Raw genomic sequence first — 21,677 nt, forward strand, 5'->3', positions numbered from 1 at the left:
CGTGAAGTCGTGGATGCGGCCCGCGCTGGTGCTGTTCGGCGTCGGCTACGGCGCCAACCAGTTCAGCCCGCTGATGGTCATGTACCGCGAGCAGGGCCACTACTCGGCGACCGTGGTCGCCGCGTTCTTCGGCGTCTACGTGCTCGGTCTCGCCCCGGGCCTGCTCGTCGGCGGGCCGGCGTCGGACCGCTGGGGGCGGCGCCGGGTGCTGCTGCCCGCCACGGCCGCCTCGATCCCGGCCAGTGCCGTCATCGCGCTGGGGGCGTTCTCCGAGCCCCTCCTCTACATCGGACGACTGCTGTTCGGCCTGTGCATCGGCGTCGCGATGGCGGTGGCGACGACCTGGGTCAAGGAGCTGTCCGGCGAGGGTGAGGGTGCGCGGCGGGCCGCACTCGCGCTCACCGCGGGATTCGGACTCGGCCCGCTGGTCGGCGGGCTGCTCGCGCAGTTCGCGCCGCTGCCGATGGAGCTGCCCTACCTGGTGCACATCGTGCTCATGGTCCCCGTCACCTGGTGGCTCGTGGCCGCCCCGGAGACGGTCGAGCCGGGCCGCTCCCGGTCCTGGCTGCGCGACCTGCGGGTGCCCGCCGCCGCCCACCCGCGCTTCCGGTGGCTGGTGCTGCCCGCCGCGCCCTGGGTGTTCGGCGCCGCCGCGCTGTCGTTCGCGGTGCAGCCGACCGCGCTCGGCGACGTCCTCGGCGGCTACGGGCTGCTCGACGCGACCCTGCTCACCGCCGTCACCCTGGGCTGCGGGTTCCTCGCCCAGTCCGCCGCCCGCGCCGTCGACGCCCGCTCGCCGCTGGCCGCCACCCGGATCGGGCTCGCGCTCGTCGTCGCCGGGACGGTGGTGGCCGCGTTGGGCGCGGCCGGGCGCAGCATCCCGGTGGCGTTCGTCGCGGCCGCGCTGCTCGGTGCCGGCTACGGATTCGTGCTGCTGTCCGGGCTGCAGGAGGTCCAGCGGATCGCCGCGCCGGAGCACCTGGTCGGGCTCACCGCGGTGTTCTACTCGCTGACCTACCTCGGGTTCCTGCTGCCGATGCTGCTCTCGGCCCTGACCGGGGTCGCGGGGTACCCGGTGCTGCTGCTCGTCGTCGCCGGGGTGCAGGCGCTCTGCCTGGTCCTGGTGTGGGCCGGAGCGCACCGGGCGGCGGAACCGGCCCCCGCGGCCGATCCGCTCCGCGCGCTGATCCGGTCGGCGCGCGCGTCCGGACGCGCGCGGGCAACGGATCACCGCGCGCGGAGCTGATCATGCGGCCGGCCGCGGATCCACCTGATGTCCACCTCCGGGCGGAGGCGGGTGCCGGCCCGCGCTCGTAGCGTCGGGCGGGTGACCACCACCACGGATTCCGACGCCACGGACCTGCCGCGCCTGCCGTTCCCGCGCCACGACGTCCTCGACCTCCCGCCGCAGTTCGACCACCTGCGGGACCGGTCCCCGATCACCCCGGTCCGGACCCCGGCCGGCGATGTCGCGTGGCTGGTCACCGGCTACGACGAGGCCCGTGCCCTGTTCGCCGACGACCGGCTCGGCCGCAGCCATCCCGCGCCGGAGCGGGCCGCGCGCATCTCCGACTCGATGATCTTCGGTGGGCCCAGCGGCGACTCACCGGAGACCGAGCGGAGCAACCACATTGCCATGCGCAAGTTGCTCGCGCCCGCGTTCTCGGCGCGGCGGATGCGCAGGCTGTCCGACCACGTCGCCGAGCTGGTGCACAGCCGGCTCGACGTCGTCGAGGCCGCCGGGCCCGGCTGCGACCTGCACGAGCTGTTCTCCTTCCCGCTGCCGGTGCTGGTCATCTGCGAGCTGCTCGGCGTCCCCTTCGACGACCGCGAGGAGTTCCGTCGCTGGTCCGGCGAGCTCGGGCTGCTCCACGACCGGCCCCGCGCCGAGGCCGCGGCGCAGGCGTTGTTCGCCTACGTCCGCGGCCTGATCGACCGCAAGGACGACGAGCCGGGGGAGGACGTGCTCTCCGACTTCGCCGCGCTCGGCTCGGCGCCGGAGCAGCGCGACCGGCTCGCCGCGCTCGGCGCCGGACTGCTGTTCGCCGGGCACGAGACGACGGTCGGGCGGATCGACACCGGCACCGTCCTGCTGCTGGACCGGCCGGGGGAGTGGGCGGCGCTCGCCGCGGACCCGGAGCGGGCCGTGGGCGCGGTCGAGGAGGTCCTGCGGCTGGCGGTGCCCGGCGGGGGCAACGGCGGCATCCCGCGCTACGCCCACGCCGACATCGACATCGCCGGGGTGCAGATCCGTACGGGCGACGCGATCCTGCTCGCGCTCGGTGCCGCGAACCGGGATCCGCGCCACTTCGACGAGGCCGAGGACATCGACGTCACCCGGAAGCCGACGCACCTCGCGTTCGGGCACGGGCCGTACTTCTGCGTGGGCGCGAGCCTGGCCCGGGTCGAGCTGACCGAGGTGTTCCGGGCGCTGCCCGCCCGGTTCCCGTCGCTGCGCCTGGCCGTGCCGCGCTCCGAGCTGGAGCTGCGCACGGACGTGCTCACCGGGGGGCTGCGCGCGTTGCCGGTCACCTGGGACCGATCATGAGGGTGTGGGGGAGCTCGAACTGAGGGTGTCGGGGATCGACCATCCGGACGTCACGCCGCTGATGCGGCGGCTGCAGGCGTTCTACGGCGAGGTCTACGGCGACGGTGACGTCACGCCCGTCGTCCCGGCCGACTTCCGCGCCCCGTCCGGGTTGTTCCTCGTCGGCTACGAGGACGGCGTCCCCGTCGCCACCGGGGCGTGGCGCGCCGTGGACGCCGACCCGGCCGACCCCGCGCGCCGCGACGGCGACGCCGAGCTGAAGCGGATGTACGTCGAGCCCGCCGCCCGCGGTCGGGGACACGCCCGGACGGTGCTCGTCGCGCTGGAGCGCGCGGCGGCCGCCGCCGGGCGTCGTCGGATGATCCTCGAGACGGGTGACCCCCAGTCCGCTGCGATCGCGCTGTACGAGAGCAGCGGATACCGTCGGACCAGCAGGTTCGGTGTGTACCGGAACGACCCCCGCTCCCGGTGCTTCGCCAAACCGCTGCCGGGGTGAGCCTCGGTACGGTCACGGGCGAAACGTCCGGTTGCGCCGATAGGATGACCTCGGCGTCGTCGCCGCGTCCCCTCCGGTGAGCGTGCGGCGGCCTCTTCCGGCGCTCCCCGTGTCCGGCCGTGACGTGAGCGGAACCGCTGGTCCGAACGACCCCGTGACCCCAGGAGGTGTCGGTGCTCGCCGTCGTGGCCGCCCATCTCGTCCTGGCGCTGTGCCTGCCCGCACTCGCCCGGTACCGCCGGCGGCTGGCGTTCGGCGCAGGCGCCGCCCTGCTCGCCGCCACTCTCGTGTGGACGATGGCGCAGGCCCCGACCGCGCTCGCCGGCGGGGTGACCGACCGCATCGAGTGGGCCCCCGAGCTGGGGCTGACGCTGAGCCTGCGGATGGACGCGCTCGCGATCGCGATGATCGTGCTCGTCTCCGGCGTCGGAGCGCTGATCATGATCTACGCGGCCTGGTACTTCGGGCCGCGCTCCACCGACGCGGCCCGTTCCGCGGCGCTGCTGGTCGCCTTCGCCGGGATGATGCTCGGCCTCGTCCTGGCCGACGACCTGCTGACCCTCTACGTGTTCTGGGAGCTGACGTCGCTGACGTCGTTCCTGCTCGTCGGGCAGGGCGGCCAGCACCGGGAGAACCGGCGTGCCGCGGTGCAGGCGCTCGTCGTCACCGTCTTCGGCGGGCTGGCGATGCTGCTCGGGATCGTGCTGCTGGGCCAGCTGGCCGGCACCTACTCGATCCCGGAGATCACCGCGGCCGCGACGTCCGGCACGCTCGCCCCCGACAGCCCGGTCGCGCTCTCGGTCTCGCTGGTGCTGATCCTGCTCGGCGCGCTGACCAAGTCCGCGCAGCTGCCGTTCCACCCGTGGCTGCCGTACGCGATGGCCGCCCCGACGCCGATCTCGGCGTACCTGCACGCGGCGTCGATGGTGAAGGCCGGGGTCGTGCTCGTCGCGCGGCTCGGGCCCGCGTTCTCGGTGCACCCCGTGTGGTGGGCACCGGTCATGGTGCTCGGCCTCGCGACGATGGTGCTGGGCGGCTGGCGCGCGATGCGCCAGACCGACCTCAAGCGGCTGCTGGCCTTCGGCACCGTCTCCCAGCTCGGGTTCCTCATGGTGCTGTTCGGGTCCGGCTCGCGGGTCGCCGGTCTCGCCGGCATCGCGATGCTGCTGGCGCACGGCCTGTTCAAGGCGCCACTGTTCATGGTGGTCGGGGCGATCGACAAGGCCTGCGGCACCCGTGACCTGCGGGAGCTGTGCGGGCTCGGACGCCGCCGGCGCGGCCTGGCCGTCGTCGCCACGCTCGCCGGGCTGTCGATGGCGGGGCTCCCGCCGATGCTCGGCTTCGTCGGCAAGGAGGCCGCGTTCGAGGCGTTCGTGCTCGAGGGCGGCGTCCGTGGCTGGGTCACCGCGATCGGCCTGGTCGCGGGCTCGCTGCTGACCGTCGCCTACACCGCACGGTTCCTGTGGGGGGCGTTCTCCACCAAGGGGCTGCACCCCACCGGCGGCGACCCGGTCCCGCTCGGCCTGTCCGGCCCGGCCTGGCTGTGCGCGCTGACCGGGATCGCGGCCGGGTTCGCCGCGCCGCTGGTCCAGCAGCTCGCCGCCTCCTACGCCGCGTCGCTGCCCCCGGTCGGCGACGCCTACGCCGCCCGCTACGAGCTGGCCCTGTGGCACACCCCGGGGCTGCCGCTGCTGTTCACCGGGGTCGCGCTGGTCGGCGGGCTCCTCCTGCACCGCTACGGGCAGCCCCTGACCGGGCACCTCTCGGTGCCGCACGTGTCGGCCCAGCGGGGGTACGAGGCCGTCGTGACGGGGCTGGAGCGCTCGGCGATCGCGGTCACCGGCCGGCTCCAGATCGGGTCGCTGCCGGTCTACCTCGGCTGCATCCTCGCGACCCTGATCGCGCTGCCCGGCCCGGTCATCGCCGTCACCGGGACGTGGCCGACCGACCAGGCCCCGTACCACTCGATCATGCAGGTCCCGGTCGGACTGATGGTGATCGTCGCGGCGATCGCGCTCTGCCTGGCGCACCGCCGGTTCACCGCGGTGCTGCTGGTCGGTGCCGTCGGCTACGGCATCGGCGGTCTGTTCGTCATCGACGGCGCCCCCGACCTGGCACTCGCCCAGTTCCTGGTCGAGACGCTCACCCTGGTCGCGTTCGTCTTCGTGCTGCGACGCCTGCCCGCCCACTTCGACGAGCCGGACACCGAGCGCCGCGTCCGGGGCCCCAAGGCCGCGGTCGCCGCGGTCGGCGGCCTGCTCGTCGCCGGGATGGCCGTGATGCTCTCCGGGGCCCGCACCCTGCCGCCCGCCACCACGGAGCCGTTCATCGCGGGCGCACCGGAGGCCGGCGCGACCAACCTGATCAGCGCGATCCTGGTCGACTTCCGCGCACTCGACACGGTCGGTGAGATCACCGTGCTGCTGATCTGCGCGTCCGGCACCGCGAGCCTGGTGCTCGCGACCCGGTACGACAAGAGGCAGAACGGCAAGGTCGTGCGCAGCGGCTCGGGATCGCCCAAGCACGAGAAGGAGGTGCTCGGATGACGACCTCGCAGGAGAAGCCCGCGTCCCCGGCCGGGGACGCCGAGAGCTGGGCCCGGATGGACCAGCCCAGCGGCCGATGGATGCTCACCGGCACCTGCCCGGACGTCCGCGAACGGACCCTGGTGCTGGAGTCCGCGGCCCGGCTGCTGTTCCCGGTGGTGCTGGTGTTCTCGGTGTTCCTGCTGCTGGAGGGCCACTACGGTCCCGGCGGCGGGTTCTCCGGCGGCCTGGTCGCCGGGCTCGCGTTCGTGCTGCGCCACATCGCGGGCGGCGACGACAATCTGGGCTCCCGGTTCCGGATCCGTCCGCCCGTGCTGGTCGGCACCGGGCTGATCATCGCGGTGCTCACCGCGCTGGCCCCGGTGGCCTGGGGCGACCCGGTGCTCGCCTCGGTCAAGTGGACGATCACCTTCGGCCCGTTCGGCTACCTCGACATCGTGAGCAGCCTGCTGCTCGACGTCGGCGTCTACCTGCTGATCATCGGTGTGGTGCTCGACCTGCTGCGCTCGCTCGGGTCCGGCATCGCCCGCGACGCCCGCGAGGCGGGCGAGGACCTCCCCCGCGGAGGTGGCCCGAGGTGAACACCACCATCAACCTGAGCATGGCGATCGTGCTCGCGGTGCTGTACTCGGTCGGCTTCTACCTGCTGATGCAGCGCTCGCTGATGCGCATCCTGATCGGCATCGTGGTGCTCGGGCACGGCGCGAACCTGCTGCTGCAGGTCTCCGGCGGACCGCCCGGGCGCGCCCCGATCCTCGACGCGGTGCTCCCCGAGCAGATCGCCGACCCGCTCCCGCAGGCGCTGGCGCTGACCGCCATCGTCATCACCTTCGCCCTGACCACGCTGCTGCTGGCGCTGGGCTACCGCTCCTGGGTGCTCGTCGGGCACGACGAGGTGCAGGACGACGTGGAGGACCGCCGCATCGCCGACCGGCAGAAGCCCAAGGGCGCGATGGAGGAGGGCACCGCGGACGAGACCGACGCCGAGCCCGAGGACACCGCCGACTCCCACGAGCTCGAGGAGGGCCGCAAGTGACCCCGTTGCAGGCCCTGGTCACGCTGCCGGTGCTGCTGCCCATGCTGGGCGCCGCGACCAGCGTCGTCGTCAGCCGCCGTGCCTCGGCCCAGCGCGTCATCGGCGTGGTGACCCTGGCGCTGGTGTGCGTCGTCGGCGCGGTGCTGCTGGTGGCCGCGGACACCTACGGGCCGGTCGTCGCCGAGCTCGGTGGCTGGCCCGCCCCGATGGGCATCGTGCTCGTCGCCGACCGGATGTCGGCGCTGCTGCTGCTCATCTCCTCGGTGGTGACGCTCGCGGTGCTGGTCTACGCGATCGACCAGCGGATCTCCGACTACGGCCGGGAGACCGCCAGCACCACCTTCCACCCGATCTTCCTGCTGCTGTCGACGGGTGTGTCGCTGGCCTACCTGACCGGTGACCTGTTCACGCTGTTCGTGGCGTTCGAGATCATGCTGGCGTCGAGCTACGTGCTCATCACCCGGCGGACGTCGGCGTCGCGGATCCGGTCCGGCATGACCTACGTGATCGTGTCGCTGACTTCGTCGCTGCTGTTCCTGACCGCGGTCGGGCTCGTCTACGCCGCCACCGGCACGGTCAACCTGGCCGACCTCGCCGGGCGGATGGGCGCGCTGCCGGAGGGCCTGCGCGCGGTGCTCGCCCTGGTCCTCATCGTGGTGTTCGGCATCAAGGCGGCGATCGTGCCGCTGCACTTCTGGCTGCCCGACAGCTACCCGAACGCTCCCGCCCCGGTCACCGCGCTGTTCGCGGGCCTGCTCACCAAGGTCGGCATCTACGCGCTGCTGCGCACCCAGACCCTGGTGTTCCCGCAGGACAGCCCCTCGACGCTGCTGCTGGTGATCGCCGCGGTGACGATGGTGGTCGGCGCGCTCGGCGCCGTCGCGCAGGACGACCTCAACCGGCTGCTGTCGTTCCTACTGGTCAGCCACATCGGGTTCATGGTGTTCGGGCTGGCTCTGCACACCCCCGACGGCATCGCCGGGACCGGGCTCTACGTCGTCCACCACATCACCGTGCAGGCGACGCTGTTCCTGGTCAGCGGGCTCATCACCCGGCGGACCGGGACCGTGTCGATCTCCCAGATGGGTGGGCTCGCCCAGCAGGCACCCCACCTGGCCGTGCTGTTCGCGATCCCGGCGATCACCCTGGCCGGGCTGCCCCCGACCTCGGGTTTCGTCGCGAAGCTCGCGTTGCTGCAGGCCGGTGCGGGCGCGGGCTTCGCCGGGGAGCTGGTCGCGGCCGTCGTCGTGCTGGCGAGCCTGCTGACCCTCTACGCCGTCGCCCGGGTCTGGGTGCGGGTGTTCTGGGGCGCCCCGAAGGAGCCCCTGGCCGACGACGACCCGAACGACGAGCTCGTCGTCGGGACCGCGCGCAGCGCCCGCGGCATGTACGTCGGCGCGTCCACGCTGGTCGTGGTCAGCGTCGCGATCGCGGTGTTCGCCGGCCCGCTGTCCGGGGTGACGGCCAGGGCCGGGGTGGACCTGCACGACCGGACCGGCTACACCGCCGCCGTCCTCGGGCCGGGCGCCGACCCCGGGGGTGACGGGACCATCAGCGCGAGCGGACGGTCCGGTGACCTCGCCGGGGACACGACCGTGCGGACCGCGGCCGGCGACACCCCGGAGGTGACCCCGTGAGCGAGCAGACCCCGAGCCGGGGTGGCGCGGGCACGGCCGACGGCCCGGACCCGCAGGGCCGCCCCGACGGCGACGACCGCGAGGACGCCGTGCTCTCCTCGCCGGAGGCGCGCCGCGAGGCCGAGATGGGCGCGGCCGAGGTCGGCGAGCCGCCGGAGCCCGACCACGCCCGCACCCCCGCCCGGGTGCCGCCACCGGTCCCCGACACCGTCGCCGAGCCGATGGGCGGGTCCGCCCGCGGCGGGAGCGTGCGCCGGCGGATCCCGCAGGTGCTCGCGCTGGCGCTGGTGTGGGTGCTGCTGTGGGGGAGCGTGTCCGCGGCCGCGATCGTCGGCGGTCTGCTCGTCGGCCTCGCGGTGACGGCGATCTTCCCGCTGCCGCTGCTGCCCGAACGGCTCCCGTTCCGGCCGTGGAAGCTGCTGCGGCTGCTGGCGTTCCTGGCCTCGGACCTGGTCGTCTCCGGGATCCGGGTCAGCATGGTGACGCTGCGGCACGGGCCGCGCGCCCGGTCCGGGATCGTCGGGCTGCCGCTGTGCACCGGCTCGGACCGCACCGCGACGACGATCGTCGCGGCCTGCGCGCTGTCCCCGGGCAGCTTCACACTGCAGATCGACCGGGCCCGGCGTCGCTGGTACGTCTACGCACTCGGCCTGCACCGGCCCGGCGCCGTCGAACGGCTCCGCCGGGACATGATGCGGCTGCAGCTGCGGGTGATCGACGCCGTCGGCAGCCAGGAGGACCGGGACCGGTGCGCCGCCGCCGTCGCCGCGGTCGCCGCCGGGGACACGGGGAGGAACGACCGGTGACCGTCGTCCACACGCTGGTACTGATCATGCTGACCGCCGCGGGGGTGCTGACGATGTGGCGGCTCCTGAAGGGCCCCACGACGCTGGACCGCATCGCGGCGCTGGACGTGTTCGTCGTGCTGATCGTGGCCGCGGCCGCGGTGTACGCGGCGATCTACTCCGACGGGTCGAACATCCCGCTGCTGGCCGCGGTCGCGCTGATCGCGCTGGTCGGCTCGGCGACGGCGGCCCGCCTGGTCGAACGATGGGAGCGGCACCGCTGATGGGCCTGCACGACGTGCTCGACGTGGTCTCCGCCGCACTGATGCTCGCCGGCGGGCTGTCCTGCCTGCTCGGTGCGCTCGGGCTGGTCCGGCTGCCGGACCTGCCCGCCCGGCTGCAGGCCACCACCAAGCCGCAGACCCTCGGCCTGCTGCTGATCCTGCTGGGCGTCGCAGTCAACCTGGAGTTCGAGAACTCCTCGACGCTGATCCTGGTCGTGCTGTTCCAGGTGATGACGGCGCCGGTCATCTCGCAGGTGGTCGGGCGCTCGGCCTACCGCAGCGGTGCGATCGACCGGGACGCACTCGTCGTCGACGACCTGGGGGAGGACATCGACAGCGACGCGCGCGCCCGGGAGGTGCGGACGGTTCAGCCGTCGTCGCCGGAGCCGGGGTCGTCCTCGCGCAGCGTGGACGGGGTCGACGGGGCCCCGGACCGGTAGGCGGCGTGCCCGATCGCGAAGCTGGCGACCGGGATCGTGAAGAGCTGCAGTGCCACGGCCACGCCGAGGGTGAGCAGCACCCCCGGCTCGGGCACCAGGATCGCGACCCCGACGAGGATCGCGACGATCCCGAGCCCGGCGGCCTTGGTGACGGCGTTCGTGCGGTTGTAGACGTCGGGCAGGCGCACCATGCCGACCGCGCCCGCCGCGACGAGCAGGACCCCGGCACCCAGTACGAGGCCGCCGATCGCGTTCTGCACGGGCCCGCCGGTGAGCACGGTCCCCAGGCCGGCGTCGACGCCGCTCATCTGCGAGCCCCCTTCTCCGCCCAGATCAGCCGGGCCACGGCGACCGTGGTCAGGAACCCGACCAGCGTCGCGACGACGACGAGGTCCAGCATCGCGACCGAGCCCAACCGCAGCGCCAGCAGCGCGATCAGCCCGACGACGACCACGAAGCCGTAGTCGACGGCCAGCCCGCGATCGGCGTCGGTGGGCCCGGCCAGGACCCGCCAGACCGCGACGAGCAGGCCCAGGGCCAGCAGGACGATCCCGGCGTCCAGCAACAGGGTGCTCACGGCGTCTCCTCCGGATCGCGGTCGACCACACCCGGGGTGGGGCGGCGCAGGAACGCCAGCAACCGGTCCTCCATCTCGTGCACGCTCGCCCGCAGCTGCTCCGGGTCGGACGCGTGCATGCCGTGCACGAGCAGCTCCGGGCTGCGCGCGCCGGTGGTCAGGTTCAGGGCGAGGGTGCCGGGTGTCAGGCTGAGCAGGCTCATGATCGACGCGATCTCGACCATGCTCCGCGCCCGCAGCCGGACCCGGACCACCGCCGGGTCGATGCCGTGCCCGGGGGTGAGGACCTCGCGGAGGACGACGGCGTTGGCGCGGAGGAACTCGCCGGTGAACCACAGCAGGAACCCCACCGCGGCGCGCAGGCGCCCGCCGCGCCCGGGTGAACGTCGGCGGGTGGTCACGGCGCCCCCACCGCCCCGACGTAGGCGGTGGTGTCGGCGAGCCCCTGCCCGGCGACCGTCGAGAGCGCCAGCAGCGGCTCCGCCCACAGCCCGAGCAGCAGCGACAGCGCCCCCAGCGCCAGCGCCGGGACCACCGCGCGGACCGGGACCGCCACGGCGACCACGGTGCCCGCACCGCCCCCGGGGTCCGGTGCGGGGGTCTCACCGCCCCAGAACGCGCCGTTCCAGATCTTGAGCATCGACAGCAGGGTGACCACGCTGACCGCGACGGCGACGACCGCCGCGGCGACCATGCCGGCCTCGACCGCGCCGAGCACCAGGGCGAACTTCGCGACGAACCCGGACAGCGGCGGGATCCCGGCCAGGCTCAGCGCCGACACCGCGAACGCGACCGCGGTCGCCGGGTTGCGGGCGGCGAGCCCACCGAGCCGGGACAGCGTGTCGGTGCCGGCGTACTGCTCGACGGCGCCGGCGACCATCAGCAGCGCCGCCTTGACCAGCACGTACTGCACCAGGAAGTAGATCGCGGCGGCCAGCCCGGCCGGGGTGGAGATCGCCAGGCCGAGCACGATGTAGCCGATCTGGCTGACCATGTGGAAGGTCAGGATCCGGCGCATCCCGCCGGCGCCGACCGCGCCGAGCACCCCGACGACCATCGTCAGCAGCGCCGCCACCAGGACGACCGGCAGGAAGCGCGGGTCGCCGTCGTAGACGACCGCGTAGATCCGGAACAGCGCGTACACACCGACCTTGGTCAGCAGCCCGGAGAACAGCACGGTGACCGCGGCCGGCGCGGCGGTGTAGGCCCGCGGCAGCCAGTTGTGCAGCGGCACCAGCGCGGCCTTCACCGAGAGCGCCAGCAGGATCACCGCGGTCGCCGCGGCCAGTGCCGGGTCGGTCACCGCGCGCCCGGCGAGGTCACCGAGCTGCACGGTCCCGGCGACGCCGTAGACCAGGCCGAGCCCGGCGAGGAACAGCGTCGAGGCCAGGAGGTTCACCGTCAGGTACAGCCGCGACGCCGCGATCCGCTCCGGGCCACGGCCGGTCGCGATGAGCACGTAGCTGGGGACGAGCATGACCTCGACGAACACGAACAGGCTGAACAGGTCCGCAGTGAGGTAGGCGCCGTGCACCCCGGCGAGCAGGAGCAGCGACTGCGGCAGGAACGCCCGGTCGGTGTCGGAGCCGGTGACCGCGGCGAAGGCCAGGCAGGCGATCCCCAGCACCCCGGTGACGGTCAGCATGATCGTGCCGAACGCGTCGGCGGCCAGCGGGATCGCGATGCCCGCGGGCCAGTTCCCGAGCCGTTGCACGATCACCGCGCCGTCCGCGGTGGCCGCCAGGAGGATCGCCGACACCGCCGTCGACACCACGAGCGCGGTGAACGCGACCACCCGGCGCGCCGTCATCGGCAGCAGGAACGGTCCGCCCCCGCCCGGCGGGCGCGCGGTGAGCAGGATCAGCAGGCCCGCCGCGGCGAGCGGGACCAGGATCGGTACGACGACGAGCGCCTCGAGGCCGGTCACCGGGGCTCATCCTCCTCGGTGTCGGTGGTGCCACCGGCCTTCAGCAGGGCCAGCAGGTACACCGTGATCGCGAAGGCGATCACGATCGCGGTGAGCACGAACGCCTGCGGCAGCGGGTCGGCCATCTGTGCCCGGTCCTGCTGGCCCAGCAGCGCGGGCTCGCGGGTCGCCATCCCGCCCGCGGAGATGATCAGGACGTTCACCCCGTGGCCGAGCAGCACGAACCCGAGCACCGTGCGCAGCAGCTCGCGCTGCAGCACCAGGTACACCCCGCCCGCGACCAGCACGGCGACGACGACCGCGGCGGTCACTCGGAGCTCCCCAGCACGGAGCCGGTGCGGGCGCGCCCGCCGATCCGGTCGGTCGCGGCCACGATCAGCCCCACCACCATCAGGTAGATCCCCAGGTCGAACACGAACGACGACAACAGCACCCCACCGGGCAGGTACACCGGCGTGAGGAACGGCAGCCCCAGCGGGTACACCGCGATCCCGGTGAGCAGGCTCAGCAGCAGCCCGGACCCGACCAGCGGCTCGGGCCGCAGCCGCAGCGCCCACGCGTCGCCGCGGTGGGCGAGCCGCAGGAACACGATCGCGACGCCGCCGACCAGCGAGGAGATGAACCCGCCGCCGGGCTCGTCGTGGCCGCGCCAGAGCAGGAACAGCGACATCAGGAGCATCAGCGGGGCCAGCACCCGGCTCGCGACCCGCATGACGATCGTGTCGGCCGGGCCGTCGGTGGCGACGCGCTGCCGCGGGCTCGCATCGGCCCCGGCCTCGCCGCGGCGGATCAGCACGAGCAGGCCGAGCGCCGCGGCCCCGACGACGACGGCCTCACCGAAGGTGTCCATGCCGCGGAAGTCGACGAGGATCGTGTTGACCACGTTGGTCCCGCCGGTCGCGGCCTCCGCGGTGTCGAGGAGGTACCCGCCGACCGGCGACGGCGCGCGACGCCCGGTCAGGACGTAGGTCGCCGCCCCCAGCGACAGGCCCGCGGCCACTGCGGCAACCGCGGCCGGGACCCGCCGCCACCGCGCCGGGCGGCGCAGCCGGACCCCGCGCCCGCGCAGCACCAGCACCGCGACGACCGTGGTCAGCACCTCGACCAGCAGCAGCGTCATCGCGACGTCCGGGGCGCCCGCGAGCAGCAGCCACAGCGCCGTCGCCAGCCCGCCGAAGCCGGTCAGCGCCAGTGCCGCGGTGACCGAACGGGTCGTCACGGCCCCGGCGACGGTGGCCGCCACGAGCACGACGACCACCCAGTCCAGAGGACGGGTGACCGGCCCGGGGAACGGTGCCGGTGCGGGCAGCGCCACCCAGGCGACGACGGCGAGCACCGGCAGCGCCAGCACCGGGCGGACCAGGACGGCGGCGGGGGAGGGGTCGGTGTCGGGCCGCCCCACCCGGGCGCCGAGGTCGAGCACCCCGGCCCGGATCCGGTCGAAGACCGCGGCGCCGTCGGGCACCGGGAGCCGCTCCAGCTCCCGGTCGGCGCGGCCGCGCCAGTGGAACAGCGCGAGACCGGCGGCGACGGTGAGCACCGACAGCACCAGGGCGGTGCCGAACCCGGGCCAGAGCACGAACGTGACCGGCTCCGAGCCCGGGTCGAGGTCGCGCGCGGCCCGGTCGGTCAGCGGGTTGAGCACCCGCACCGCGGGCCCGAGGACCAGCCCGAGCAGCGCGGCGACGGCGGCCGGTGCGAGGAAGGCCCACGACGGCTCGTAGAGGCCGGGCTGGGTGAGCCTGCCGCCGAACGCGCCGTGCACGATCCGGGCGGAGTAGGCGAAGGTCAGCGCCGAGGCCACGACCGCGACGGCCGCGGCGACCGGCCCGGCACCGGGCGCGAAGTCGGCCTCCAGGAAGCCCTCGTAGAGGTTCTCCTTGGACACGAACCCGAGCAGCGGCGGCGCCCCGGCCATCGACAGCGCGGCGACCCCGGTCAGTGCCGCGGTGACCGGCATGACCTTCCACAGGCCGCCGAGCTCGCGGACGTCCCGGCTGCCCGCCTCCTTGTCGATGATCCCGACCAGCATGAACAGGGTCGCCTTGAACAGGGCGTGGGCGAAGGTGTGCAGGACCGCCGCGGATAGCGCGTAGGACGTGCCGACGCCGATCGCGGCGGTGAGCAGGCCGAGCTGGCTGACCGTGGAGTGGGCGAGCATCGCCTTCAGGTCGTGCTCGCGCAGCGCCAGCACCGCGCCGACGACGGCCGTCGCCAGCCCGAGCGGGACGAGCACCGCCGACCAGGCCACCGACGGCACGTAGATCGGGGTGAACCGCATCAGCAGGTAGATGCCCGCCTTCACCATCGTCGCGGCGTGCAGGTAGGCACTGATCGGGGTCATCGCGACCATCGCGCCGGGCAGCCAGAAGGTGAACGGCAGCTGCGCGGACTTCGTCGCCGCGGCCAGGATCAGCAGCGCCCCGGCGGGCAGGGCCAGGGGGCTGGTTAGCACCGCGCCGGGGTCGGCGAGGACCACGTCGAGGCTGGTGCTCCCGGCCGCGACGCCGATCATCACCACCGCGCCGAGCAGGGCGAACCCGCCCATCGCCGTCACGACGAGCGCGCGGCCCGCCGGCAGCGCCGCCGCCGGACCGGCGGTGTTGATCAGCAGGAACGACAGGACGGTCGTGAGCTCCCAGAACACGTAGAGCAGCACGAGGTCGTTCGCGGTGACCGGGCCGATCATGGCGGCGGCGAACCCGGTGAGCAGGCCGTAGACCGTGCCGATCGGGTAGTACGCCTCCAGGTAGCGCGGGCAGTAGGCCATCACCAGCGCGCCCACGCCCAGCACGATCGTCACGAACAGCAGCGACAGGCCGTCCATCCGCAGGCCGAAGGAGACGCCCAGCGACGGCATCCAGGACACGCCCGCGGTGAGGACCTCCCCGCGGACGACCTCTCCGGCGGCGGTGTTCGCGTACACGGCCAGCGCGGCGAGACCCGCGGCCAGCGGGTAGCCGGCGTTGCCGCCGAGCAGCCGGGCGAGCACCGGGGCGAGCAGCGCCAGCGCGACCGCCCCACCCAGGGTGACCAGGGGGATCACCGGGCAGCGCCTCCGTCCAGGGGGCCGGGGGTGCCAGGCACCCTGATCATGACTCGGGAGCTTCTACCCGTTCGACGGGGTTTCCACACCGAGGTTCCCGGTCACTCCGCTCGGTTGCGCCGCGCACGGTTTCCCGGAGTGGGTGGGCCCCCGGCGTGGCGGTCCGCGGGGGCTTCGTACCCTCCCGGTGTGCCTCTGTACGCGCTCGGTGACGCCGAACCGGACATCCACCCGACCGCCTACGTCCATCCGGACGCCGTCGTGATCGGCAACGTGACGCTGGGCCCGGAGTCCACCGTCTGGCCGACCGCGGTGCTGCGCGGCGACGACGGCCGGATCGAGGTCGGCGCCCGCAGCAGCATCCAGGACGGGTCGATCATCCACACCACCCTGCACCAGCCGACGATCATCGGGGACGAGGTGACCGTCGGGCACAACGTGCACATCGAGGCGGCCACCATCGGCAACCGCGCGCTCGTCTCGTCGGGCTCGGTGGTGCTGAACGGGGCGACGGTCGGCGAGGGCGCGGTCGTCGCCGCGGGCGCGGTCGTCTCCCCGAAGGCCGACGTGCCCGCGTACCGCATGGCGCTGGGCGTGCCCGCCCGCGTCCGCGACGGCTACGAGGTGCCCGCCGACCGCTGGCGGTACGCCGTGGAGTCCTACGTCGACCGGGGCCGCCGGTTCGCCTCCCAGCTGCGCCGGTTGGAGGGCTGATGGCCAAGCCGCTGCACGAGGTCGTCGAGGCCGGGTGGGCCAGGGCCCTGGAGCCGGTCGCCGAGACGATCACCGCGATGGGCGAGTTCCTGCGTGCCGAGATCGCCGCGGGCCGTCGCTACCTGCCTGCCGGGGCGAACGTGCTGCGCGCGTTCCAGCAGCCCTTCGACGACGTCCGGGTGCTGCTCGTCGGCCAGGACCCCTACCCGACCCCGGGTCACGCGGTCGGGCTGTCGTTCTCCGTCGCCCCCGGGACCCGGCCGCTGCCGCGCTCGCTGCAGAACATCTTCCGCGAGTACACCGAGGACCTCGGGCACCCGGCGCCGAGCTCGGGCGACCTGACCCCGTGGACCGAGCAGGGCGTGCTGCTGCTCAACCGGTGCCTGACCGTCGCACCGGGAGAGCCGGCCTCGCACCGCAACAAGGGCTGGGAGGAGGTCACCGAGCAGGCGATCCGCGCCCTGGTGGCCCGCGACGCCGCGCCGATGGTGGCGATCCTCTGGGGCCGCGACGCCCGCAACCTCGCGCCGCTGCTGGAGGACGTGCCGACGATCGAGTCGGCGCACCCGTCGCCCATGTCGGCCGACCGCGGCTTCTTCGGGTCGCGGCCGTTCAGCCGGGCCAACGACCTGCTCGAGGAGATCGGCGGGGAACCCGTCGACTGGAAGCTGCCCTAGGCTGGACCGGGTGGACGACCCGGGGGACATGCGCATATCGGACGCCGACCGTGAGGCAGCGGCCGGCCGGCTGCACGACGCCCTCGGTGAGGGCCGCATCACGCTGGCCGAGCTGGAGGAACGGCTCGACGCGGTCTACGCCGCCCGCGTCGCCCGGGACCTGCGGCCGCCGCTGGCGGACCTGCCGGGTGGGCTGCCGCCGTCGGTCACCGCGCTGGCGCCGGTCCCGGCCAGTCCCCCCGCGCCGTCGGAGCGGGTGCGGCTGACGACCGCCGCCGGGACGATCAAGCGCACCGGGGACTGGCAGGTCCCGGCGGCGCTGTACCTGCAGTCGTCGATGGAGACCATCCACCTCGACCTGTCCGAGGTGCGGTCGCTGCCGCCTCGGATCGACGTCGAGGTCGCGCTCGGGATGGGCGAGGTCGTGCTGGTCCTGCCCGAGGGCGGCACCGCCGACGTCGACGGCACGAAGGCGTCCTGGGGCGAGGTGAAGACCAAGGTGCCCTCGACGCCCGGGGCCGCCGGGCCGCACGTCGTGGTCCACGGCAAGGTCGGCATGGGGTCGGTCACGGTGCGCGGTCCCCGCCGCAGCTGGTGGCGGTCCATGGTCGAGTGAGCCGCCCCGGGAACGACGAAGGCCCGGTCCCCAGGGGACCGGGCCTCGATCGTGGTTCGGGTCTCGCGCACTCAGACGCGGGTCACCTTGCCCGCCTTCAGGCAGGAGGTGCAGGCGTTGATCCGACGGCGGTTGCCACCGTTGATCGCGGCGCGCACCGTCTGGATGTTGGGGTTCCAGCGGCGGTGGGTGCGGCGGTGCGAGTGCGAGACGGACATGCCGAAGCCCGGACCCTTGCCACAGACGTCGCAGACGGCAGCCACGTCGGACACTCCTCGGGTTGACGAACAGATTCACGAACAGATTCTCGGCACGGACGTGCCGAGGCTCGGCCTTCAAGTCTAGCCACCCCCGTGTCGCGACCGGCGCGCGGGGCCGTCCCGCGGCACCGGGGGCCGCGGCGCACCTAGTGTGGTGCCCGTGGCCTCGCCGTTCGACCCCGCGCTGCTGCGCCGTTGGATCGACGCCGCCGCCGAGCGGCTCACCGCCGGGCGGGCCGAGATCGACCGCATCAACGTCTTCCCGGTCGCCGACCACGACACCGGGTCGAACCTGCTGCTGACCGCCCGCGCGGCAGCCTCGGCCCCGCTCGACGGGGACGCGGCCGAGGACGTCCGACCGGTGCGGGCCGCGTCGGCCCTGGCCGCGGCCGCCGTGCGCGGAGCCCGCGGGAACTCCGGCCTGATCCTGTCCCAGCTGTTCCGGGGCCTGGCCGAGGAGCTGGAGGCCGCGGCGGCACGACGCCCGAACACCCCCGCCGGTGAGCTGCTCGCCGGGGCGCTGCGGCGGGCGGCGGCGCTGGCGGCCGTCGCGGTGTCCGCGCCGCGTCCGGGGACCGCACTCACCGTGCTCGACGCCGCCGCCGCGGCCGTCGCGGCGCGGGTCGCCGCCGGTACGGCGTCCGGGCCTGCGTCCGAGCCCCTGGTCCCCGGCGCGACGCCCACCCGGGTCGCCGACCCCGCCGACCCCGCGGACCCCGCCGACGCGGGACACGGGACGGACGCGGGACACGGGACGACCGTCGCCCTCGCCGAGGCCGCGCGCGTCGCGGCGGACGCGGCGCGGGCCGCGCTGGCCCGGTCCACCGGGCGCCCGCCGGAGCTCGTGCGGGCCGGGGTCGTCGACGCGGGCGGGCTCGGCCTGGTCGTCGTCCTCGACGCGCTGGTCGCCGCGGCCGGCGGTGATCCGCCGCCGCCGCCGTCGTCGCAGGTGGAGGGGCCTGGTCCGGCCTCGACGGTCACCGCCGACGGCGAGCTCGTGCCGTGGGTGCCCCAGCCGGTCTACGAGGTCACCTACTGGCTGCCCGCCCCCGACCCCGCCGCGGTGGAGACGCTGCGCGCCCGGCTCGCCGGGCTCGGGGACTCGGTCGGCCTCGCCGGGGACGGCGGCGGCGGGGTGATGGTGCACGTGCACACCACCGAGGCCGGGCCCGCGGTCGAGGCGGGGCTCGCGGCGGGGCGCCCGTCCGGGATCCGGATCGAGGCGCTGCCGCCGGTGTCGCCGAGCCGGGACCGCGCCGTCCTGCTGATGATCGAGAGCAGCGGGGCCGGGGCGCTGGCCCGGGCCGCGGGTGGGAACGTGCTGGTCGCCGACCCGGACCCGACCGTCGACGAGGTCCTGGCCGCGATCCGGGCGACCGGTGCGGAGCACGTCGTGGTGCTGCCCTGCGCGACGCACCGGCGCACGGTCGCCGAGACCGCGGCCGAGCGGGTGCGGTTCGAGGGCATCGACGTCGTGGTGGTCCCGGCGAGCTCGGTGCTGCAGGGCCTGGCCGCGCTCGCGGTGCACGACCCGGCCCGTCGCGCCCCGGACGACGTCGTCGCGATGGCCGAGGCCGCGGCCGCCACCCGGACCGGTGGGCTGGCCGTCGCCGAGGCCGAGGCGCTCACCTGGGCCGGTCCCTGCCGTCCGGGGGAGATCCTCGGGATCTCCGACGGCGAGGTCGTGCTGATCGCCCCGGATCTCGCTGTCGGTGCCCTGTGGTTGGCTCACCGCATGCTCACTCCGGGTGGGGAGCTGGTGACCGTGCTGCTCGGCTCGGCCGCTCCCGACGAGCTCGGGGAGCGGCTCGCCGAGGACCTGCGCCGCACCCACCCGGAGGTCGACGTGGTGGTGCACCGGGGGGAGCAGGGCGACTACCCGCTGGTGCTGGGAGTGGAGTAGATGAACGACGGGTTCGACCTCGACAGCCGGCTCGACGGGCCGCTCGGGCGCAAGGCCGCCGACGCGCTGGCCCCGCTCGGGCTGGAGACCGTCGGTGACCTGCTGCGGCACTACCCGCGCCGCTACGTCGACCGCGGCAGGCTCACCGAGATCGCCGGTCTCGTCGCGGGGGAGCACGTCACGGTCGTCGCGCAGGTGGCGCGGGCCGAGCTGCGCGACATGCGCAACCGGCGCGGGAAGATGCTCAAGGCAGTCATCCGGGACGAGAAGGGCGGCGAGCTCGACGCCACCTTCTTCAACGGCTGGAAGCTGCAGGGCTTCATCAAGCAGGGCGTCGTCGGGGTGTTCTCCGGCAAGGTCTGGGTGTTCAACAACCGGCTGCAGCTGACCCACCCGCAGTTCGAGGAGATCGAGGAGAGCGACTCGCTGCGCCCGTTCCTGTCGGTCTACCCGGCGAACGCCAAGGTGACCTCGCAGGCGATCGCGCGGTCGGTCCGCCAGGTGCTGGACCAGATCGACGACCCGACCGACCCGCTGCCCGAGTCGCTGCGCGAGCGGGAGAAGCTCCCCGAGCTGGGGCGGGCGCTGCGGCGCATCCACGTCCCCGAGACCGAGGCCGACCTGTTCGCCGCCCGGCACCGCCTGGTGTGGGACGAGGCACTCGGTGTGCAGCTGGCGCTCGCGCTGCGCCGGGAGGCCGCCGTCGCGCGACCGGCCCCGGTGTGCGCGCGCCGTGACGACGGCCTGCTCGCCGCGTTCGACGCGAACCTGCCGTTCCCGCTCACCGAGGGCCAGCAGGAGGTGGGTGAGCAGGTCGCCGCGGACCTCGCCCGGGAGCACCCGATGAACCGCCTCGTGCAGGGCGACGTCGGCGCGGGCAAGACGATCGTCGCGCTGCGGGCGATGCTGCAGGCGGTCGACGCGGGCACCCAGGCCGCGATGTTGGCCCCCACCGAGGTGCTCGCCGCCCAGCACGCCCGCTCGCTGCGGGCGATGCTCGGCCCGCTCGGGCGCAGCGGCGAGCTCGGCGCGGCGGAGAACGCGACCGCGGTGACGCTGCTGACCGGGTCGATGGGGGCGAAGGCCAAGCGGCAGGCGCTGCTCGACGCGCAGTCCGGGGCGGCGGGGATCGTCGTCGGGACCCACGCGCTGATCCAGGACACCGTCGGGTTCGCCGAGCTGGGGCTGGTCGTGGTCGACGAGCAGCACCGCTTCGGTGTCGAGCAGCGTGACGCGCTGCGCGCCCGCGGCGAGAAGGCCCCGCACATGCTGGTCATGACGGCCACGCCGATCCCGCGCACCGTGGCCATGACCGTCTACGGCGACCTGGCCGTGTCCGAGCTGAAGGGGCTGCCGAAGGGCCGCTCCCCGATCGCGACGACCGTCGTCCCGCTCGCGGAGCACCCGTCGTGGATCGAGCGCGTGTGGCAGCGGATCCGCGAGGAGGTCGAGGCCGGCCACCAGTGCTACGTCGTGTGCCCCCGGGTCGGCGGTGCCGAGAAGGAGGGCGGCGAGAAGGAGGACGCCGAGGAGCCCCCGCCGGACGACGACGGCGGCGAGGAGCGGCGCGCCCCGCTCGCGGTGCTCGACATCGCCCCGCTGATCTCCGAGAAGCTGGCCGGGCTGCGGGTCGGGATCCTGCACGGCAAGCTCCCGCCGGAGGAGAAGGACACCGTGATGCGGGCCTTCGAACGCGCCGAGCTGGACGTGCTGGTCGCGACCACGGTGATCGAGGTCGGCGTCGACGTGCCGAACGCGACCGGGATCGTGCTGCTCGACGCGGACCGGTTCGGGCTGTCCCAGCTGCACCAGCTGCGCGGCCGGGTCGGCCGGGGCAGCGCTCCCGGGCTGTGCCTGCTGGTCACCGACATGCCCGCCGCCACCGCCGCCCGCGAGCGGCTCGACGCGATCGCCGGGACCACCGACGGCTTCGAGCTGGCCCGGCTCGACCTGGAGCTGCGCCGCGAGGGCGACGTGCTCGGATCGAGCCAGTCCGGGTCCCGCTCGGGGCTCAAGCTGCTGTCGCTGCTGCGCCACGGCGAGGTCATCGAGAAGGCCCAGGTCTACGCCCGGCACCTGGTCGCCGAGGACCCGGGCCTGGCCGGCCACCCGCGGCTGCGGGCCCTGGTGGCCGAGACCCTCGGCGACGAGGAGCGGGCCGCCTACCTGGACAAGTCCTGACCGG

At 74.4% G+C, this 21,677-nt stretch carries 22 protein-coding genes; 15 read left to right on the forward strand and 7 right to left on the reverse strand.

The features are described 5' to 3' along the window. Window position 1 precedes the first annotated feature (1 nt). From KPL59_RS08895 to mnhG (KPL59_RS08940), 10 genes are all read left to right on the forward strand, one after another. Window positions 2-1,246 (forward strand): MFS transporter, encoded by a 1,245-nt coding sequence (locus tag KPL59_RS08895; RefSeq protein ID WP_226360506.1) that lies wholly within the window; start codon window positions 2-4, stop codon window positions 1,244-1,246. Between the two features lie 81 nt (window positions 1,247-1,327). Continuing rightward, window positions 1,328-2,548: a cytochrome P450 gene (locus KPL59_RS08900; RefSeq protein WP_226360507.1), complete on the forward strand. Its 1,221-nt coding sequence runs from the start codon at window positions 1,328-1,330 to the stop codon at window positions 2,546-2,548. A gap of 61 nt (window positions 2,549-2,609) precedes the next feature. Next, window positions 2,610-3,044 carry a GNAT family N-acetyltransferase gene (locus tag KPL59_RS08905; protein WP_083696296.1) on the forward strand — a complete coding sequence of 145 codons (435 nt, stop codon included), beginning with the start codon at window positions 2,610-2,612 and terminating at the stop codon, window positions 3,042-3,044. A gap of 173 nt (window positions 3,045-3,217) precedes the next feature. After that, window positions 3,218-5,590 (forward strand): hydrogen gas-evolving membrane-bound hydrogenase subunit E, encoded by a 2,373-nt coding sequence (gene mbhE / locus KPL59_RS08910; RefSeq protein WP_226360508.1) that lies wholly within the window; start codon window positions 3,218-3,220, stop codon window positions 5,588-5,590. Next, window positions 5,587-6,171 (forward strand): MnhB domain-containing protein, encoded by a 585-nt coding sequence (locus KPL59_RS08915; RefSeq protein WP_020622060.1) that lies wholly within the window; start codon window positions 5,587-5,589, stop codon window positions 6,169-6,171. The genes mbhE (KPL59_RS08910) and KPL59_RS08915 overlap by 4 nt, the downstream gene beginning before the upstream one ends. A 20-nt stretch (window positions 6,172-6,191) precedes the next feature. Beyond that, on the forward strand, window positions 6,192-6,626 hold the full coding sequence (locus KPL59_RS08920; RefSeq protein ID WP_043276360.1) for a Na(+)/H(+) antiporter subunit C: 435 nt from the start codon (window positions 6,192-6,194) through the stop codon (window positions 6,624-6,626). A gap of 5 nt (window positions 6,627-6,631) precedes the next feature. Continuing rightward, on the forward strand, window positions 6,632-8,263 hold the full coding sequence (locus tag KPL59_RS08925; protein WP_226360556.1) for a Na+/H+ antiporter subunit D: 1,632 nt from the start codon (window positions 6,632-6,634) through the stop codon (window positions 8,261-8,263). Continuing rightward, window positions 8,260-9,069: a Na+/H+ antiporter subunit E gene (locus KPL59_RS08930; protein WP_226358829.1), complete on the forward strand. Its 810-nt coding sequence runs from the start codon at window positions 8,260-8,262 to the stop codon at window positions 9,067-9,069. Before KPL59_RS08925 ends, KPL59_RS08930 begins: the two co-directional genes overlap by 4 nt. Beyond that, window positions 9,066-9,332, forward strand: a complete 267-nt coding sequence (locus KPL59_RS08935) for a monovalent cation/H+ antiporter complex subunit F (protein WP_020622056.1) — start codon at window positions 9,066-9,068, stop codon at window positions 9,330-9,332. The genes KPL59_RS08930 and KPL59_RS08935 overlap by 4 nt, the downstream gene beginning before the upstream one ends. Continuing rightward, a complete protein-coding gene (mnhG, locus tag KPL59_RS08940; RefSeq protein WP_308187850.1) occupies window positions 9,314-9,772 on the forward strand; it encodes a monovalent cation/H(+) antiporter subunit G in 459 nt (152 codons plus the stop codon). Before KPL59_RS08935 ends, mnhG (KPL59_RS08940) begins: the two co-directional genes overlap by 19 nt. Here mnhG (KPL59_RS08940) and mnhG (KPL59_RS08945) read toward each other — a convergent pair. From mnhG (KPL59_RS08945) to mbhE (KPL59_RS08970), 6 genes are read right to left on the reverse strand one after another with little or no spacing between them, the layout of a single operon-like run. After that, the gene (gene mnhG / locus KPL59_RS08945; RefSeq protein WP_226358827.1) at window positions 9,700-10,080 is read right to left on the reverse strand and encodes a monovalent cation/H(+) antiporter subunit G; all 381 of its coding nucleotides are present in this window, start codon (window positions 10,078-10,080) and stop codon (window positions 9,700-9,702) included. The genes mnhG (KPL59_RS08940) and mnhG (KPL59_RS08945) overlap by 73 nt on opposite strands. Continuing rightward, window positions 10,077-10,349 (reverse strand): monovalent cation/H+ antiporter complex subunit F, encoded by a 273-nt coding sequence (locus KPL59_RS08950; RefSeq protein ID WP_226358826.1) that lies wholly within the window; start codon window positions 10,347-10,349, stop codon window positions 10,077-10,079. Before KPL59_RS08950 ends, mnhG (KPL59_RS08945) begins: the two co-directional genes overlap by 4 nt. Beyond that, the gene (locus KPL59_RS08955) at window positions 10,346-10,750 is read right to left on the reverse strand and encodes a Na+/H+ antiporter subunit E (RefSeq protein WP_226360509.1); all 405 of its coding nucleotides are present in this window, start codon (window positions 10,748-10,750) and stop codon (window positions 10,346-10,348) included. The genes KPL59_RS08950 and KPL59_RS08955 overlap by 4 nt, the downstream gene beginning before the upstream one ends. Next, on the reverse strand, window positions 10,747-12,276 hold the full coding sequence (locus KPL59_RS08960) for a monovalent cation/H+ antiporter subunit D family protein (protein ID WP_226358824.1): 1,530 nt from the start codon (window positions 12,274-12,276) through the stop codon (window positions 10,747-10,749). The genes KPL59_RS08955 and KPL59_RS08960 overlap by 4 nt, the downstream gene beginning before the upstream one ends. After that, the gene (locus KPL59_RS08965) at window positions 12,273-12,587 is read right to left on the reverse strand and encodes a sodium:proton antiporter (RefSeq protein ID WP_226358823.1); all 315 of its coding nucleotides are present in this window, start codon (window positions 12,585-12,587) and stop codon (window positions 12,273-12,275) included. Before KPL59_RS08965 ends, KPL59_RS08960 begins: the two co-directional genes overlap by 4 nt. Further along, window positions 12,584-15,322 carry a hydrogen gas-evolving membrane-bound hydrogenase subunit E gene (mbhE, locus tag KPL59_RS08970; RefSeq protein WP_226360510.1) on the reverse strand — a complete coding sequence of 913 codons (2,739 nt, stop codon included), beginning with the start codon at window positions 15,320-15,322 and terminating at the stop codon, window positions 12,584-12,586. The genes KPL59_RS08965 and mbhE (KPL59_RS08970) overlap by 4 nt, the downstream gene beginning before the upstream one ends. Window positions 15,323-15,511: 189 nt before the next feature. On the opposite strand from mbhE (KPL59_RS08970), the gene KPL59_RS08975 reads away from it, so the two are divergent. The 3 genes from KPL59_RS08975 to KPL59_RS08985 are packed head-to-tail and all read left to right on the forward strand — an operon-like array spanning window position 15,512 to window position 17,329. Further along, complete coding sequence (locus KPL59_RS08975; protein WP_226360511.1) at window positions 15,512-16,036, forward strand: gamma carbonic anhydrase family protein; 525 nt, start codon at window positions 15,512-15,514, stop codon at window positions 16,034-16,036. After that, complete coding sequence (locus tag KPL59_RS08980; protein WP_086002420.1) at window positions 16,033-16,713, forward strand: uracil-DNA glycosylase; 681 nt, start codon at window positions 16,033-16,035, stop codon at window positions 16,711-16,713. Before KPL59_RS08975 ends, KPL59_RS08980 begins: the two co-directional genes overlap by 4 nt. Window positions 16,714-16,723: 10 nt before the next feature. After that, complete coding sequence (locus KPL59_RS08985; RefSeq protein ID WP_226360512.1) at window positions 16,724-17,329, forward strand: DUF1707 domain-containing protein; 606 nt, start codon at window positions 16,724-16,726, stop codon at window positions 17,327-17,329. A gap of 71 nt (window positions 17,330-17,400) precedes the next feature. Here KPL59_RS08985 and rpmB read toward each other — a convergent pair whose 3' ends face one another. Then, window positions 17,401-17,592, reverse strand: coding sequence for a 50S ribosomal protein L28 (gene rpmB / locus KPL59_RS08990; protein ID WP_020627372.1), 192 nt, complete (start codon window positions 17,590-17,592; stop codon window positions 17,401-17,403). Window positions 17,593-17,749: 157 nt separating this feature from the next. Here rpmB and KPL59_RS08995 point away from each other — a divergent pair, with 157 nt between their 5' ends. Next, a complete protein-coding gene (locus KPL59_RS08995; protein WP_226360513.1) occupies window positions 17,750-19,492 on the forward strand; it encodes a DAK2 domain-containing protein in 1,743 nt (580 codons plus the stop codon). Beyond that, a complete protein-coding gene (gene recG / locus KPL59_RS09000; RefSeq protein ID WP_226360514.1) occupies window positions 19,493-21,673 on the forward strand; it encodes an ATP-dependent DNA helicase RecG in 2,181 nt (726 codons plus the stop codon). The last annotated feature ends 4 nt before the right edge of the window (window positions 21,674-21,677 follow it).

It is taken from the genome of Pseudonocardia sp. ICBG1142, from assembly GCF_020496255.1.
In the GTDB taxonomy this organism is placed as follows: domain Bacteria; phylum Actinomycetota; class Actinomycetes; order Mycobacteriales; family Pseudonocardiaceae; genus Pseudonocardia.

What these genes read in the sequence shown, in the direction of transcription:
- KPL59_RS08905 (WP_083696296.1), top strand. Translation starts at nt 2,610, where the DNA reads ATGCGGCGGCTGCAGGCGTTCTACGGCGAGGTCTACGGCGACGGTGAC.
- KPL59_RS08915 (WP_020622060.1), top strand. Translation starts at nt 5,587, where the DNA reads ATGACGACCTCGCAGGAGAAGCCCGCGTCCCCGGCCGGGGACGCCGAG.
- KPL59_RS08920 (WP_043276360.1), top strand. Translation starts at nt 6,192, where the DNA reads ATGGCGATCGTGCTCGCGGTGCTGTACTCGGTCGGCTTCTACCTGCTG.
- mnhG (WP_308187850.1), top strand. Translation starts at nt 9,314, where the DNA reads ATGGGAGCGGCACCGCTGATGGGCCTGCACGACGTGCTCGACGTGGTC.
- mnhG (WP_226358827.1), bottom strand. Translation starts at nt 10,080, where the DNA reads ATGAGCGGCGTCGACGCCGGCCTGGGGACCGTGCTCACCGGCGGGCCC.
- recG (WP_226360514.1), top strand. Translation starts at nt 19,493, where the DNA reads ATGAACGACGGGTTCGACCTCGACAGCCGGCTCGACGGGCCGCTCGGG.